The sequence below is a fragment of the Streptomyces sp. NPDC104106 genome (genome assembly GCF_055584345.1).
This window is the reverse complement of the sequence record NZ_JBVJMF010000005.1, coordinates 342,998-359,055: the sequence shown is the minus strand read 5'-3', so window position 1 is coordinate 359,055 and position 16,058 is coordinate 342,998. Positions and strand designations below refer to the sequence as shown.

General features: G+C 70.1%; 11 protein-coding genes. 7 read left to right on the top strand and 4 right to left on the bottom strand.

Annotation, left to right across the window (positions count from 1 at the left end; all coding sequences use genetic code 11):
• Positions 1 to 225 precede the first annotated feature (225 nt).
• Positions 226 to 1,428, top strand: a complete 1,203-nt coding sequence (locus ACZ60X_RS15240; RefSeq protein WP_469598158.1) for a hypothetical protein — start codon at positions 226 to 228, stop codon at positions 1,426 to 1,428.
• Positions 1,429 to 2,160: 732 nt separating this feature from the next.
• Here the strand turns inward: ACZ60X_RS15240 and ACZ60X_RS15235 are convergent.
• The 4 genes from ACZ60X_RS15235 to ACZ60X_RS15220 form a co-directional block, all read right to left on the bottom strand.
• Positions 2,161 to 2,934 carry a succinate dehydrogenase/fumarate reductase iron-sulfur subunit gene (locus ACZ60X_RS15235; protein WP_469598155.1) on the bottom strand — a complete coding sequence of 258 codons (774 nt, stop codon included), beginning with the start codon at positions 2,932 to 2,934 and terminating at the stop codon, positions 2,161 to 2,163.
• Entirely contained in the window at positions 2,931 to 4,886 is a 1,956-nt protein-coding gene (locus ACZ60X_RS15230) for a fumarate reductase/succinate dehydrogenase flavoprotein subunit (RefSeq protein ID WP_469598152.1), read from the bottom strand. Before ACZ60X_RS15230 ends, ACZ60X_RS15235 begins: the two co-directional genes overlap by 4 nt.
• Positions 4,887 to 4,909: 23 nt before the next feature.
• The gene (locus ACZ60X_RS15225; RefSeq protein ID WP_469598150.1) at positions 4,910 to 5,731 is read right to left on the bottom strand and encodes a hypothetical protein; all 822 of its coding nucleotides are present in this window, start codon (positions 5,729 to 5,731) and stop codon (positions 4,910 to 4,912) included.
• Positions 5,732 to 5,884: 153 nt separating this feature from the next.
• Positions 5,885 to 6,175: a hypothetical protein gene (locus ACZ60X_RS15220; RefSeq protein WP_469598148.1), complete on the bottom strand. Its 291-nt coding sequence runs from the start codon at positions 6,173 to 6,175 to the stop codon at positions 5,885 to 5,887.
• Between the two features lie 289 nt (positions 6,176 to 6,464).
• On the opposite strand from ACZ60X_RS15220, the gene ACZ60X_RS15215 reads away from it, so the two are divergent.
• The 6 genes from ACZ60X_RS15215 to ACZ60X_RS15190 all read left to right on the top strand — a co-directional run bounded on the left by ACZ60X_RS15215 (position 6,465) and on the right by ACZ60X_RS15190 (position 16,057).
• A complete protein-coding gene (locus ACZ60X_RS15215) occupies positions 6,465 to 8,612 on the top strand; it encodes an ABC transporter family substrate-binding protein (RefSeq protein ID WP_469598146.1) in 2,148 nt (715 codons plus the stop codon).
• A gap of 147 nt (positions 8,613 to 8,759) precedes the next feature.
• A complete protein-coding gene (gene typA, locus ACZ60X_RS15210) occupies positions 8,760 to 10,667 on the top strand; it encodes a translational GTPase TypA (protein ID WP_469598144.1) in 1,908 nt (635 codons plus the stop codon).
• A 362-nt stretch (positions 10,668 to 11,029) separates the two neighbouring features.
• Positions 11,030 to 12,013, top strand: coding sequence for an ABC transporter permease (locus ACZ60X_RS15205; protein ID WP_469598142.1), 984 nt, complete (start codon positions 11,030 to 11,032; stop codon positions 12,011 to 12,013).
• Between the two features lie 112 nt (positions 12,014 to 12,125).
• The gene (locus ACZ60X_RS15200; protein ID WP_469598139.1) at positions 12,126 to 13,934 is read left to right on the top strand and encodes an ABC transporter substrate-binding protein; all 1,809 of its coding nucleotides are present in this window, start codon (positions 12,126 to 12,128) and stop codon (positions 13,932 to 13,934) included.
• A gap of 86 nt (positions 13,935 to 14,020) precedes the next feature.
• A complete protein-coding gene (locus ACZ60X_RS15195; protein ID WP_469598137.1) occupies positions 14,021 to 15,001 on the top strand; it encodes an ABC transporter permease in 981 nt (326 codons plus the stop codon).
• Between the two features lie 24 nt (positions 15,002 to 15,025).
• Complete coding sequence (locus ACZ60X_RS15190) at positions 15,026 to 16,057, top strand: ABC transporter ATP-binding protein (protein WP_469598135.1); 1,032 nt, start codon at positions 15,026 to 15,028, stop codon at positions 16,055 to 16,057.
• Position 16,058 lies beyond the last annotated feature (1 nt).

Below are 16,058 nucleotides of genomic sequence, written 5' to 3'. Positions count from 1 at the left end.
GAGGGGGCCGGTCGGGGGCGGGGTGTGGCTGTGTCTGGTGATGCGGGGGATCTGTCGCTGGAGCCGGTGGTGTCCGGTGATGCCGGTGACCTGCCGTCGGAGCCGAGCGCGTCCGGTGATGTGGCTGGTTCGCGGCCGGTTGCGGCTGTGTCCGGTGAGGGGGCCGGTGTGTCCCAGGAGTCGACCGCGTCCGGCGAGGGGGCCGGTCGGGGGCGGGGTGTGGCTGTGTCTGGTGATGCGGGGGATCTGTCGCTGGAGCCGGTGGTGTCCGGTGATGCCGGTGACCTGCCGCGGTCGAGCGCGTCGGGTGACGTGGCCGGGCCGCGGCAGGCCGCGGCCGTGCGCGGGGAGGCGGCTGGTCCGGGGCAGGCTGCCGGTGCACCGGGTGATGCGGTCGGCCGGCGTCGGGGCAGCGGCGGGAGGAAGGGCCGGCGGCGCGTCCTGCGCTACGCCCTCGTCGCCCTCACCGTCCTGCTCCTGCCCCTCCTCACCGCCGAGACCGCCCTCCGTATCAACGACACCGGCACCCCTGGAGCCGGCACCACCACCCGCGGACAGGACGCCGTCTGGCTCGGCCACGCCTGGGTCGACGGCCGCAAGAACGACCAGGACGTGCGCGGTCTCGCCCAGCGTCTGAAGAACACCGGCATCCGCGACCTGTACGTCCACTCCGGCCCGCTGGAGCACGACGGCACGCTGCCCGACACGGCGTACCCCAAGGCGCGTTGGCTCACCGCGGCCGTGCACCGGGAACTGCCCGGCGTGCGGGTGCAGGCGTGGCTCGGCGACGTGCTGGCCACGGAGGGCCCCGAGGGGCTGCGCCTGGAGCGCCCCGCCACCCGCGCCGCGATCCTCGCCTCCACCCGCCGCGTCCTCGGCAGCGGCTACGACGGCGTCCACTTCGACCTGGAGCCGCTGCACTCCGGCGACCAGCACTACCTCGCCCTCCTGGACGACCTGCGCGCCCTGACCCGCGAGCGCGGTGCCCTGCTGTCCGTCGCCGCCCACCAGATCGACCCGCTGCCCGCGTTCCACTCCTTCTGGGGCGCGACCACCGGACACCCCAAGTGGTGGTCCCAGGCCTACTTCGGTCAGGTGGCCCGCCGGGTGGACCAGATCGCCGTCATGTCGTACGACACCATGCAGCCGTCGCAGGGCCTGTACGGCGGCTACGTGGCGCAGCAGACGAGCCTCGCCCTGGAGGTAACGCCCGAGACCACCGACCTCCTCATGGGTCTGCCCTTCTTCCACGAGAACCGCTTCGGGCACTGGGCCCACGCGGAGACCGTCCCGGCCGCCGTGCGCGGGGTCCGGCTCGGCCTGTCCCGCACCGACGCCGACCGGGTCCGCTTCGGCGTCGCGCTGTACGTCGATTTCGCGGCGACGGAGGCCGACTGGCGCGCCTACCGGGAAAACTGGGTCCGCTGAACCGGTCCCGTCGGCGACACCGGGCCCGGCGACGAAGACACGACAGCCCAGGACCGTCGCCGACCTCACCCCCCTCGCCCGCGCCGCCCTCGGCCCGCACCGCACCCTCAGCGCCGCCACCCGGCTGCGCGGCGGCAGCGGGAAGGGCGTCTACCGGCTCCGCCGCGACGACGGCGGCACCGCGATCGCCTACGTCTGGGCCCCGGACGAGGACTACTGGAGCGGGCCGGGCGCCGTAGCCGCCGCCGCTCCGTGCGACCCCTTCGCGCCCGCGACCGGGCTCGGCCTGTTCACAGCGGCGCACGACCGCCTCACCGCCGCCGGCGTCCGCACCCCGCGCCTGCTGCACGCGGACCCCGAGGCCGGCGCGGCCGTGGTCGAGGACCTGAGCGGCGGCAACCTGGAGGAGGCGCTGCGCCGGGACCCGGCCGCGGCCGCCCCGGCGCTCGACCGGCTCGCCGCGTTCCTGCGCACCCTGCGCGACTGCCGCTCCGCCGACCACGGCAAGGTCGCCGTGGTGGCGGGCGGCGGTACGGCGCACGGCGATTCCTGCGCCCGGCTCGTCACCGACCGCGCCCTGGCCGACATCGCCGAGACCGCCGTACGCGAACCGCGGGCCGCCGCCCGGCAGCGGCTGGAGGACGCCGTGCGCGGCCCCGCTCGGCTGGCTCGGCATGACGGCCGCGCTGCGCCTGCGGGTGCTGTCGGAGCGCCCCGGCCGCGACAGCGGCGCTACGACGGCGTCCGCCTCCTGATCTTCGAGCCCAGCCACACCAGCGGGTCGTACTTGCGGTCGACCGCGCGTTCCTTCATAGGGATCAGGGCGTTGTCCGTGATGTGGATGCCCTCGGGGCAGACCTCCGTGCAGCACTTGGTGATGTTGCAGTAGCCGAGGCCGTGTTCGTCCTGGGCGGTGCGGCCGCGGTCGAGGCCCGTGTCGGCGGCCGCGTCCAGCGGGTGCATGTCCAGCTCGGCGATCCGCATCAGGAAGCGCGGGCCCGCGAACGCGGTCTTGTTCTCCTCGTGGTCGCGCACCACATGGCACGTGTCCTGGCACAGGAAGCACTCGATGCACTTGCGGAACTCCTGCGAGCGCTCCACGTCCTGCTGCATCATCCGGTACTCGCCGGGGCCCAGACCGGCGGGCGGCACGAACGCCGGGACCTCCCTGGCCTTGCGGTAGTTGAAGCCGACGTCCGTCACCAGGTCGCGGATCACCGGGAAGGCGCGCATGGGCGTCACCGTGATCGTCTCGGCGCGGTCGAACACCGACATGCGCGTCATGCACATCAGCCGGGGCCGGCCGTTGATCTCCGCCGAGCACGAACCGCACTTGCCCGCCTTGCAGTTCCAGCGCACGGCCAGATCGGGGGCCTGGGTGGCCTGGAGGCGGTGGATGATGTCCAGGACCACCTCGCCGTCGTTCACCTCGACGGTGAAGTCCTGAAGGCCCCCGCCCTCGACGTCACCCCGCCACACCTTGAAGCGGGCCTCGTAGCTGCTCACTCGTACAGCTCCTCTTCGGCGAGGTACTTGACCAGCTCCTCCTTCTCGAAGAGGGCGAGCAGGTCCGGGCGGATGGGATCGGTGCTCTCGCGGGTCAGGCGGATCTGCCCGCGGGCGGGGTCGCCGGCCGCGAGGCCCCTGGTGGGGTCGGCGAGGGTGCACAGCAGGTTGGCGTTGCGCCAGGAGCGGTCCATCGCCGGGTAGTCCTCGCGGGTGTGCCCGCCGCGCGACTCGGTGCGCTCCAGCGCCGCGCGGGCCACGCACTCACTGACCAGCAGCATGTTCCTGAGGTCCAGGGCGAGGTGCCAGCCCGGGTTGAACTGGCGGTGGCCCTCCACCCCGGCCCGGCGGGCGCGCAGGCGCAGCTCGGCGAGCTTGTGCAACGCCTGCTCCATCTCGCCCTCGCGGCGGATGATGCCGACCAGGTCGTTCATGGTCTGCTGCAGTTCCTGGTGCAGGGTGTACGGGTTCTCCGGCGGCCCCGCCTCGCCCGCGCGGTCGGACTCCGCCGAGAACGGGCGCAGGGCCTCCGCGGACGCCGCGTCGACCTGGGCGTCGTCCACCGCCGGCCGCTCCCGCGCCTGGGCGTACTCCGCCGCGTGCCAGCCCGCCCGGCGCCCGAAGACCAGCAGGTCGGACAGCGAGTTGCCGCCGAGCCGGTTGGAGCCGTGCATGCCGCCCGCCACCTCACCGGCCGCGAACAGCCCCGGCACGCCGCGCGCCGCCGCCGAGTCGGAGTCGACGGCGATGCCGCCCATCACGTAGTGGCAGGTCGGACCGACCTCCATCGACTCGGCCGTGATGTCGACGTCCGCCAGCTCCTTGAACTGGTGGTACATCGACGGCAGCCGGCGCCGGATCACCTCGGCCGGCATCCGCGTGGAGACGTCCAGGAAGACCCCGCCGTGCGGCGAGCCGCGGCCCGCCTTCACCTCGGAGTTGATCGCGCGGGCCACCTCGTCGCGCGGGAGCAGCTCCGGCGGGCGGCGGTTGTGGTCCGGGTCCTCGTACCACCGGTCGGCCTCCTCCTCCGACTCGGCGTACTTCTCCTTGAACACGTCCGGGACGTAGTCGAACATGAACCGCTTGCCCTCGGAGTTCCGCAGGACCCCGCCGTCGCCGCGCACGGACTCGGTGACGAGGATGCCCTTCACCGACGGCGGCCAGACCATGCCGGTCGGGTGGAACTGCACGAACTCCATGTTCAGCAGGGGCGCCCCGGCCAGCAGGGCCAGTGCGTGGCCGTCGCCCGTGTACTCCCACGAGTTCGACGTCACCTTGAACGACTTGCCGATCCCACCGGTCGCGATGACGACCGCGGGGGCCTGGAGGACGAAGAAGCGGCCGCTCTCGCGCTCGTACGCGAAGACCCCGGACACCCTGCCGGCGGCGGAGCCGCTGTCGGATGCCGTGTCCTTCAGGATCCGGGTGACCGTGCACTCCTGGAAGACCTTCAGCCGGGACTCGTAGTCCCCGGTCTCCTTGAAGTCCTGCTGCTGGAGGGCGACGATCTTCTGCTGGAGCGTGCGGATCAGCTCCAGGCCCGTACGGTCGCCGACGTGCGCGAGGCGCGGGTACTCGTGGCCGCCGAAGTTGCGCTGCGAGATGCGGCCGTCCTTGGTGCGGTCGAACAGCGCGCCCCAGGTCTCCAGCTCCCAGACCCGGTCCGGGGCCTCCCGCGCGTGCAGCTCGGCCATCCGCCACTGGTTCAGGAACTTGCCGCCGCGCATCGTGTCGCGGAAGTGGACCTGCCAGGTGTCGTGCTCGTTGGCGTTGGCCATCGCCGCCGCGATGCCGCCCTCGGCCATCACCGTGTGCGCCTTGCCGAACAGCGACTTGCAGATCACGGCCGTACGGGCGCCCCGCTCGCGCGCCTCGATCGCGGCCCGCAGTCCGGCGCCGCCGGCACCGACCACGACGACGTCCCACTCCTGCCGGTCCACCACGGACATCGTTCAGTCCCTCACTGGAGTCTCTAGAAGAAGCGCGGGTCGGCGAAGACCCCGGACGCGACGAGATAGACGTAGAAGTCGGCGAGCCACACGCTGAACAGCGACGCCCACGCCAGCTGCATGTGCCGGGCGTTGAGCCGGCCGACGAACTGCCAGGCCCGGTAGCGCACGGGATGCCTGGAGAAGTGCTTGAGCTTGCCGCCGACGATGTGCCGGCACGAGTGGCAGGAGATCGTGTAAGCCCAGATCAGCACGATGTTGGCCACGAAGACCAGGGTGCCGAGGCCCATGTGGCCCCAGCGGTAGTGCGTGTCCCGGAAGGACAGCACGGTGTCGTAGGTCAGCACCGCGGCGACCAGCACGGCGGCGTAGAAGAAGTACCGGTGGACGTTCTGCAGGATCAGCGGGAAGCGGGTCTCGCCGGTGTACTTCGCGTGCGGCTCGGCGACGGCGCAGGCCGGCGGGGAGGCCCAGAAGCTGCGGTAGTACGCCTTGCGGTAGTAGTAGCAGGTCAGCCGGAAACCGAGCGGGAAGATCAGGATGATGATCGCGGGCGAGATGCCCCACCAGCCGCCGAACAGCTGCCAGTTCGGCCCGGCATGCATGACCTCGCAGTTCTGCGCCAGGCACGGCGAGTAGAACGGTGAGACGTACGGCGCCGCGTAGTAGTCGGCGCCCGCGAAGGCCCGCCAGGTCGAGTAGACGACGAAGGCGAACAGACCGGCCGCGGTGACGGCGGGCGCCAGCCACCAGCGGTCGGTCCGCAGATGCGGGGCGGCGATCGCGGCGCGCGTACCGGTCCGTACGCCGCCGCTGTTCTGTTGGGGTTCCGTACCAGTGGCCAAGGGTTGACTCCGCTTTGTTCGGCTCCGTTCGCTTCCGGGGCGCTCCAGCCGGTGTCGGGGGACCGACCGTGCTCAGCCCTTCGGGCCTGCGCGCGCTCGATCACCCGGCACCGGCGCGCCCCTGCAGCTCACTCGCGGTCGGTTCGGGTCGGTTCAGGGGGCGCGGCGGTCGCGGGCGCCCAGTCCTTCGTCGTCCGTATCGATCCACAGCGAGCGGTCGTACGGCGTGTCGGAGATGGTGACGAGGTCGGGCCTGCCGGACGCGGCCTTCGGGTCGGCCGTCTCCCGGAGCAGCCCGAGGCTCTCGCGCAGCCGGTCGGCGTCCATCCGGACCCGGCGTATCTCCAGGCCGCCGCTGCCGAGCTGCTGCTCCAGTCGCCCCAGCGAGCGGTTCAGCTCGTCGAGGGAGCGCTGGACCGAGGTGATGTCGTCGTGCACGGACATGATCTGCCCTCACTTCCGCGGGTCCGGCGAGCGTTGGGCGGTAATGGTCATGCGCCTTGGAGTGTTGCGCGTCACACGTGCCGATGTGAAGGCATGTGCAGCGATTGGCGGAGGCGTACGGATGCATCAGCGGTGATGTTGCGCCACACGGGTGGGGTCACCGACCGTCATCGCCGTGTCGCCCTCGGTTGCCGGATCCTTTCCTCTTCAGTGGGCCGCATAGATCTGATCAGCTCCATATACCGCCAAAAGTGATCATAACGCTCGCGGCTTCCCGGAGGTAGCAGAGATGTCCCACGAAGGAGCCGGTCCGCGCGCCGTCCCGAGGTCGGTCGCCCTCCTCGCCGCCGGTGTGCTCGCCGTGCCGTTTCTCGCGGGCTGCGGGGCCGACGAGGACGAGGCCGGCAAGCCCCTCGCCGGGCAGGACATCGCCCCGGTCGCCCGGGACCTGGTCACCGACGGCGGGACGCTGAAGTGGGCGATCGACGCCGTCCCCGGGACCCTGAACACCTTCCAGGCCGACGCCGACGCCGGCACCACCCGGATCGCCCAGGCGGTCCTGCCGTCGATGTTCCGCCTCGACGCGAGCGGCCGGCCGGTGCCCGACCCCGCCTACCTGGAGTCGGCCAAGGTCATCGAGACCGAGCCGCGCCAGGTCGTGCTGTACAAGCTGAACCAGCAGGCCGTCTGGAGCGACGGACGGGAGATCGGCGCCGCCGACTTCCTCGCCCAGTGGCGCGCCCTGTCCGGCAAGGACAGCTCCTACTGGACCGCCCGCAACGCCGGTTACGACCGCATCGAGAAGATCGAGCGCGGCGCGAGCGACCTCCAGGTCCGGGTAACCTTCGCGCGCCCCTACGCCGACTGGAAGTCGCTGTTCTCACCGCTGTACCCGAAGGACGTCATGGGCACCCCGGACGCCTTCAACGACGGCGCCCGGCGCAAGCTCCAGATCACCGCCGGGCCCTTCAGGCTCGACAAGGTGGACACCGCCCTGAAGGACGTCGTCCTCACCCGCAATCCGCGCTGGTGGGGCAGGCCCGCCAAGCTGTCCCGGATCGTGCTGCACGCCGTACCCCGCGACAAGCGGGCCGCCGCGCTCGCCGACGGCACCGTGGACCTCGCCGACATCGACCCCGCCGACGCCCAGCGGATCGGGCTCGCCGCCCAGGGCGCCGGGAGCCCGCTGCAGGGCGCCGGCAAGACCTCGGTGGCGGGACTGCGCTCGTGGGCGCGTGCCCACGGCCTCGACTCCGAGCAGGCCAGGAGCGACGACAAGGACGAGGTGGCCCAGGCCATCGGCGCGTACCTGCGCGAGGAGCAGCGGCTGCGCGCCTTCGACGTCCGCAAGTCGCTGGAGCCCGCCTACACCCAGCTCGCCCTCAACGGCTCCGAGGGCCCCCTCGCCGACGAGCGGGTCCGCCGGGCCGTCGCCCGCGCCCTGGACCGCAAGGAACTGGCCAGGCTGGTGCTCGCCCCGCTGGGCCTGCCCGCGGTCCCGGTCGGCAGCCATCTCGCCCTGTCCGGGCAGAGCGACTACGCCGACAACAGCGGCGCCCTCGGCGGGCCGGACACCAAGGAGGCGGCGGCGCTGCTCGCCGACGCCGGCTGGGTGGCGGGGGGCCCGGTCAAGCAGAAGAAGGGCGAGAAGGCGGCCGGCTCCGAGAACGACAGGCGCGCCGGCAAGAGCGACAAGGAGAAGCCGTCCGACGGCGGCAAGGACGGGCAGTACGTCGTCGGCGAGGACGACAAGAACGGCGGCCGGGGCGACGGCGGCGACCGGCACCTCGCGCAGGAGGGCAGGCACGGCGGGGCACCCGGCGCGTACGCCCCCAAGGGCACGGCCGCCCCGGCGGGCGTACCGGCGGGGCCGCTCGCCAAGGACGGCAAGGCGCTCGCGCTGCGCTTCGTGCTCCCCTCCGGGCCCGGCTCCGAGACGCTGGACGCGGTCGCCGGGCGGATCTCCGCCATGCTGGAGCGGGTCGGCATCCGCACGACGATCACCCGGGTCTCGGACGAGAGCTTCTTCAAGGACCACATCGCCTCCGGCGACTACGACCTCGCGCTGTACTCGTGGCCGTCCTCCGCCTACCCGGCGACGGACGCGCGGCCGATCTACGCCAAGCCGGTACCGGCCGCCGACGGCTCGGTGAACATCGGGCAGAACTACCCGCGGGTCGGCACGGACCAGGTCGACCAGCTCTTCGACGAGGCCGCGGCCACCCTGGACGAGGACGAGGCGCGCGACCTGATCAGGAAGGCGGACTCCAGGATCTGGGCCGCCGCCGGTTCCATCCCGCTGTACCAGCGGCCCCAGCTGGTGGGGGCGCGGCGGAACCTCGTCAACGCCGGGGCGTTCGGATTCCAGACGCCGGTCTACGAGGACATGGGCTTTCTGAAGAAGGGCGCGAAGGTCTCGCCGAGCCCGCGGAAGTAGGCTGAGCTGCACCGACGTAACCCGGCGAGCCGCAGCGGCGGCGTACCCGTACCATGGGGTGAGGCCGTGGCGTGTCAAGCCCGGCAGGGCCCGCGTAACGCAGACGTACGCGCAGGCTTTCCTCACACTCCGGGAGTACGGCAACCTATGGCCACGCGCCACGACATCCGCAACGTCGCCATCGTCGCCCACGTCGACCACGGCAAGACCACCATCGTCGACGGCATGCTGAAGCAGGCGGGCGCGTTCGCCGCTCACCAGCTCGACCAGGTGGACGACCGGGTCATGGACTCGAACGACCTGGAGCGTGAGAAGGGCATCACGATCCTCGCCAAGAACACGGCGGTGAAGTACCACCCCAAGGACGGCGGGGAGCCCATCACCATCAACATCATCGACACCCCCGGCCACGCCGACTTCGGCGGCGAGGTCGAGCGCGGTCTGTCGATGGTCGACGGTGTCGTCCTCCTCGTGGACGCCTCCGAGGGCCCGCTGCCGCAGACCCGCTTCGTGCTGCGCAAGGCGCTCCAGCAGCGCCTGCCCGTCATCCTGTGCATCAACAAGACGGACCGCCCGGACTCCCGCATCGACGAGGTCGTCAACGAGACGTACGACCTCTTCCTCGACCTGGACGCGGACGAGGAGCAGATCGAGTTCCCGATCGTCTACGCCTGCGGCCGTGACGGCATCGCCTCGCTGACCAAGCCGGACAACGGGACCGTGCCCGCCGACTCCGACAGCCTGGAGCCGTTCTTCTCCACGATCCTGGAGCACATCCCGGCCCCGACGTACGAGGAGGACGCGCCGCTCCAGGCCCACGTCACCAACCTCGACGCCGACAACTTCCTCGGCCGCATCGCGCTGCTCCGCGTCGAGCAGGGCGAGCTGCGCAAGGGCCAGACGGTCGCCTGGATCAAGCGGGACGGCTCGATCCAGAACGTGCGCATCTCCGAGCTGATGATGACCGAGGCGCTGACCCGCAAGCCCGCCGAGAAGGCCGGCCCGGGTGACATCTGCGCCGTCGCCGGCATCCCCGACATCATGATCGGCGAGACGCTCGCGGACCCCGAGAACCCCATCCCGCTGCCGCTGATCACGGTGGACGAGCCCGCGATCTCCATGGTCATCGGCACCAACACCTCGCCGCTGGTCGGCCGGGGCGGCACCGGCAAGGGTGCCGACGCCAAGTCGGCCGTGAAGGACCGCAAGGTCACCGCCCGCCAGGTCAAGGACCGCCTCGACCGCGAGCTGATCGGCAACGTCTCCCTCCGCGTCCTGGAGACCGAGCGTCCGGACGCCTGGGAGGTGCAGGGCCGTGGTGAGCTGGCGCTCGCGATCCTGGTCGAGACCATGCGCCGGGAGGGCTACGAGCTGACGGTCGGCAAGCCGCAGGTCGTCACCAAGGAGGTCGACGGCAAGGTCTACGAGCCGGTCGAGCGCATGACGATCGACGTGCCCGAGGAGCACATGGGCGCGGTCACGCAGCTCATGGGCGTCCGCAAGGGCCGCATGGACAACATGTCCAACCACGGCTCCGGCTGGGTGCGCATGGAGTTCGTCGTGCCGTCGCGCGGTCTGATCGGTTTCCGGACCGAGTTCCTGACCCAGACCCGCGGCACGGGCATCGGCCACTCCATCCACGAGGGCCACGAGCCCTGGTTCGGCACGCTGCAGACCCGCAACAACGGCTCGCTGGTCGCCGACCGCGCAGGTGCCGTCACCGCGTTCGCGATGACGAACCTCCAGGAGCGCGGCGTGCTCTTCGTGGAGCCGGGCACCGAGGTGTACGAGGGCATGATCGTCGGCGAGAACTCCCGCTCCGACGACATGGACGTCAACATCACCAAGGAGAAGAAGCTCACCAACATGCGGTCCTCGACGGCCGACGTGGCCGAGTCGATCGTGCCGCCGCGCAAGCTGTCGCTGGAGCAGTCGCTGGAGTTCTGCCGTGACGACGAGTGCGTCGAGGTGACCCCGGAGGCCGTTCGCATCCGCAAGGTGAACCTCGACCAGCGCGAGCGTGCCCGCGCCGCGAGCCGCGCCAAGCACGGCTGATCCGGGCAGAGTTGAGCCCGGGCGCCCCCTGGTGGGGGTGCCCGGGCTTTTTGCAACCCGTTTTCGGGCCCCGTTTGTCCGGCATGCGGAGAACGCTGCCCGATAGCCAGGTAACAAGTCCGTTTCGCGCCTTCTTCCGGCGAACGCTATGTCCAGATTTCGGAAGATGTAGCCGCGAGCCGTGACTGAATTGAGATCTACGGGCAGTGGTCGGTAGTCGACCCATGGCAGATAGTTAGCCGCGTACCGCTCGGGTCGACGGATCCCGTGCTGATCCTCCGCCAGGGGTGTCGGGGGAAAGGCGAAAACGCTCTCCTGTTGGTGAACGCATGGAGTCACTCACGCCTTGAAACGGACAAACCGTGACAAGTACTGTTGAGAGAGAAGTCGAGGCCGTCACGCTCGAAGGCCGGTCACCCGGCCGGCTGATGTGGATGCGCTTCAAGCGCGACCGCACGGGCGTGATCTCGGCCTACGTCGTGGGCTTCTTCTTCCTGATCGGCCTGCTCGCCCCGCTGATCTCCAAGCTCTACGGCAAGAACCCGTACACGGTGTACGCGGACGAGCGCCCGGACCTCTTCGACAGCGCCGGGGTGCCCGTGCATCCCAACGGCGGTATCAGCGGCGAGTTCTGGTTCGGCCTCGAACCCGGCAACGGCTACGACGTCTTCACCAAGCTGATCTACGGCATCCGCACCTCGCTGACGATCTCGGTGGCCGTCACGCTCGCCGTCGTCGTGACCGCCATCCTGCTCGGGGTCAGCGCCGGCTACCTCGGCGGCAGGACCGACTACGTCCTCGGCCGGGTCATCGACTTCCTGCTCGCCTTCCCGGCCCAGCTGTTCTTCATCGCGAGCATGCCGGTCGTCGTCTCGCTGTTCGTCAGCCCCCGTGACCAGACCCCCACCTACGTCCGGGTGGTCGCGCTCATCCTGGTCCAGTGGTTCCTCGGCTGGATGGGCCTCGGCCGCATCCTGCGCGGCACCGCACTCGCCCTGCGCGAGCGGGAGTTCATCGAGGCGGCCAAGGTCAGCGGCGCCTCGCCCTGGCGGATCATCCGCAAGGAGATCCTGCCGAACATCGTGACCCCGCTGCTGGTGCAGGCGACGTACCTGCTGCCCAACTTCGTGACCGCCGAGGCCGGTCTGTCGTACCTCGGCGTGGGCATCGTCGAACCGACGCCGGACTGGGGGCAGATGTTCTCCAAGGCGTCCACCCAGTTGGTGTTGGAGAACGACATCACCTACATGTTCTTCCCCGGCATCTCGATGGTCGTCTTCGTCGTCGCGTTCAACCTGCTCGGGGACTCGGTCAGGGACGCCTTCGATCCCAAGACCGCGCGCTGACCGGCACCGCGACTTCCGCACCGCAACCCCCCGCACCGCACATCGCCCGCACCGCACGTCCCCGTACGGCACAACCGACGCAACGTCAGTTCACAGATGGGTGGGAATCCTGATGACCAGGGGTGGACGCCACGCATACGGCGCACTGTCCGTGCTCGCGGCCGGAGCTCTCGTGCTCACCGGTTGCAGCAAGGGCGGCAGCGACAGCGGCACGAACGACAAGAAGGACCAGCAGAACGCCAAGAGCCAGCAGGCGCCCATCAAGTTCGGGGACGCCGCCGACTCCGCCGGTCCGGCGGCGCCGGTGCCCGGCGCCAAGTCCGGCGGCACCATGGAGGTGCTCCAGCGCGACAGCTTCGCCCACCTCGACCCGGGCCAGATCTACGTCCAGGACCAGATGGCGCTCGCGCAGCTGATCCACAGAGGTCTCACCGGCTACAAGGCGACCAGCGACGACGGACACCAGCACGAGGTGGTCGGCGACCTCGCCACCGACTCCGGGACCACCACCGACGGCGGCAAGACCTGGAAGTACACGCTCAAGGACGGCATCAAGTTCGCGGACGGCACCCCCATCACCTCGAAGGACGTCCGCCAGACCGTCGAGCGGCTCTTCGCCCCCTTCATCACCCAGGGTCCGAGCTACCTCCAGCAGTGGCTCGCGAACACCTCGGGCACCGCCTACCGCAAGCTGCTCCCGGGCGGCCCCTACAAGGGCCGGCACCTGCCGGACGGCATCCTGTCGACGCCCGACGCGAAGACCATCGTCTTCCACTTCCAAAAGGCGCACCCGGACCTGCCGTACACCCTGGCCATGGCCGGCTACGCCATCGTCTCCGCCAAGGGCGACACCCAGCAGAAGTACGACAAGAACCCGGTCACGACCGGACCGTACAAGATCCAATCGTTCCAGTCCGGCAAGTCGATGGTGCTGGTCAGGAACCCGAACTGGGACCCGAAGACGGACCCGATCCGGCACCAGTACGTGGACCGGTTCACCTTCACGTTCAACCAGCAGTACGAGACCTCCACCAAGGCGCTGCTCGCCGACAGCGGGCCCGACCGGACCGGCGTCAGCTTCAGCAACCAGGTCGACGCGGGCAACCTCTCCCAGGTGCTCAGGGACCCGAAGCTGAAGTCCCGCACGGTCTCCGGCTACCAGCCCTACGTCGGCCAGATGAACATCAACATGAGCAAGCCCGAGATGAAGGACATCCGGGTCCGCGAGGCCATCGCCTACGCCCTGCCGGTCTCGCCCTTCGCGCGGGCCTACGGCGGCAGCGACGCCATGGAGATCGCGGGCGGCCTGCTCTCCCCGACCGTCTCCGGCTACGACCCGAACTTCGACCCGTTCGGCAAGAAGAAGAACCCCGGCGGCGACCCGGCCAAGGCCAGGAAGCTGCTCCAGGAGGCCGGCAAGCTGGGCATGAAGCTGACCTTCGGCTACATCAACACCCCCGAGGGCCAGCAGTACTCCACCGCCATGGCGGCGGGCCTGCAGAAGGCCGGGTTCAACGTCCAGCGCCAGGACATCCCGTCCGAGACCTACTACGACCAGGTCTCCAAGCTGAACAACAACTACGACATCTTCCACACCGCGTGGGGCGCCGACTGGCCCTCCGCCTCCACGGTGATCCCGCCGCTGTACGACGGCCGGCAGATCGCCGACGGCGCGTCGAACTACTCGCAGATCAACGACCCGCACGTGAACGGCGAGATCGACCGCATCAGCCAGATCACGGACCCGGTCAAGTCCGCGGCCGAGTGGGAGAAGCTCGACAAGTACCTGCTCACCAAGGTGGTCAACGAGGTCCCGACCGGCTACTACAAGCAGGTCCAGATCGCCGGCTCCCAGGTCGGCGGCCTCGTCTACGACGACGTGATCAGCGGCGTCGACCCGCGCCGCCTGTTCGTCAAGTAACCGTCCCCGCCCGGTGCCCGGCGCGCCCCCTCCCCGGGGCGCGCCGGAGCCCGACCAGGCCGCCGACGTCGGAGAGCTGCCCTGTCATGCTGCGCTTCCTCGTGCGCCGGATCATCGGCGCCGTCGTCATCCTCTTCCTGCTGAGCATCGTCGCCTTCCTGCTCTTCTTCGGGGTGCCCCGGGACCCCGCCCTGCTGATGTGCGGCAAGACCTGCAACCCGGACAGCATCGCGAACATCCACCACGTGCTCGGCCTCGACAAGCCCATCACCGAGCAGTACTGGATCTTCCTGCACAACCTCTTCCTGGGCAGCGGCCAGTTCGCCCAGGGCCCCTGCCCCGCCCCCTGCTTCGGCTACTCGTACCACACCAACGAGCAGGTCTGGGCCACGCTGATGGACCGGCTGCCCACCACCGTCTCGCTCACCCTGGGCGCGGCCGTGTGCTTCCTGCTCGTCGGCCTCGGCACCGGGCTGCTGGCCGCCTGGCGGCGCGGCACGCTGGTCGACAAGACGGCCACCGCGGGAGCCATGGTCGTCAGCTCACTGCAGATCTACTTCCTCGGCCCGCTGGCCCTGGCGCTGCTCGTCTACCAGACGCACTGGTTCGACAAGCCCGCCTACACCCCGATCACCCAGAACCCGGTCAGCTGGTTCGGCGGACTGATCATCCCCTGGGTGGTGCTGTCCACGATCTTCGCCGCGCAGTACACCCGTATGGCCCGGTCCTCGATGATCGAACAGCTCCAGGAGGAACACGTCCGCACCGCCCGCGCCAAGGGCATGTCCCGCCGTTACGTCTTCTTCCGCTACGCCTGGCGCGGCTCGCTGATCCCGATCGTCACCATCTTCGGCATCGACCTCGGCTCGCTGTTCGGCGGCGCCATCATCACCGAGTTCACCTTCTCCCTGCCCGGCCTCGGCAACCTCGCCGTCCAGGCCGTCAACTTCAGCGACCTGCCGCTGCTGCTCGGGGTGATGCTCTTCTCGGCCAGCATGATCCTGCTGTTCAACATCATCGTCGACGCCGCGTACGCCTTCATCGACCCGCGCGTGCGGCTGTCCTGAGGACCGAGGGAGACGGAAGACCCCATGAGCACGATGAGCACCCCTCTTCTCTCGGTGCGGGACCTGCACGTCAGCTTCAGGACCGAGGACGGCGTCGTACGGGCCGTTGACGGGCTCTCCTTCGACCTGGAGCGGGGCAGGACGCTCGGCATCGTGGGGGAGTCAGGATCGGGCAAGTCGGTGACCAACCTGACCGTCCTCGGCCTGCACAACCCGACGTTCACCACGGTGGAGGGCGAGATCCTCCTGGACGGGCAGGAGTTGACCACGGCCCGCGAGCCCGAACTGGAGAGGCTGCGCGGCAACAAGGTCGCCATGATCTTCCAGGACCCGCTCACCGCGCTGTCGCCGTACTACAGCGTCGGCCGGCAGATCGCCGAGCCGTACATGAAGCACAACGGCGCCTCCCGGAAGGCCGCCTGGGAGCGGGCCGTGGAGATGCTCGGCAAGGTGGGCATCCCGAACCCGAGGGAACGGGCGAAGGACTACCCGCACCAGTTCTCCGGCGGTATGCGCCAGCGCGCGATGATCGCCATGGCGCTGGTCTGCGACCCCGACCTGCTCATCGCCGACGAGCCGACGACGGCACTCGACGTGACCGTGCAGGCGCAGATCCTCGATCTGCTCAAGGACCTGCAACAGGAGTTCGGATCCGGCATCATCTTCATCACCCACGACCTGGGGGTGATCGCCGACATGGCCGACGAGATCATGGTGATGTACGCGGGCGGCGCGGTGGAGCGGGGCACCACGGACCAGGTGCTGCGCGCGCCCCAGCACCCGTACACCTGGGGCCTGCTCAACTCGATGCCGCGCCTCGACTCCGACCCCGGCGGCCGGCTGTCCCCGATCCCGGGCACGCCGCCGTCGCTGCTCCACCCGCCGTCCGGCTGCCGCTTCCACCCGCGCTGCACGTTCCAGGACCGGGTCGCGGGTCCCGGTCGGTGCGTGCGCGAGCGCCCGCCGCTCGCCCCCGACCGGGCCTCGGCCTGTCATCTCACCGCGGACCAGAAGCGGACCATCTTCATCGAGGAGATCAAGCCCCGCCTGGGGTAGG

Bases quoted from the DNA above. Each gene is read 5' to 3' on its own strand.
- ACZ60X_RS15195 (WP_469598137.1), top strand. From the start codon at position 14,021: ATGCTGCGCTTCCTCGTGCGCCGGATCATCGGCGCCGTCGTCATCCTC.
- ACZ60X_RS15215 (WP_469598146.1), top strand. From the start codon at position 6,465: ATGTCCCACGAAGGAGCCGGTCCGCGCGCCGTCCCGAGGTCGGTCGCC.
- ACZ60X_RS15230 (WP_469598152.1), bottom strand. From the start codon at position 4,886: ATGTCCGTGGTGGACCGGCAGGAGTGGGACGTCGTCGTGGTCGGTGCC.
- ACZ60X_RS15200 (WP_469598139.1), top strand. From the start codon at position 12,126: ATGACCAGGGGTGGACGCCACGCATACGGCGCACTGTCCGTGCTCGCG.
- typA (WP_469598144.1), top strand. From the start codon at position 8,760: ATGGCCACGCGCCACGACATCCGCAACGTCGCCATCGTCGCCCACGTC.
- ACZ60X_RS15190 (WP_469598135.1), top strand. From the start codon at position 15,026: ATGAGCACGATGAGCACCCCTCTTCTCTCGGTGCGGGACCTGCACGTC.
- ACZ60X_RS15220 (WP_469598148.1), bottom strand. From the start codon at position 6,175: ATGTCCGTGCACGACGACATCACCTCGGTCCAGCGCTCCCTCGACGAG.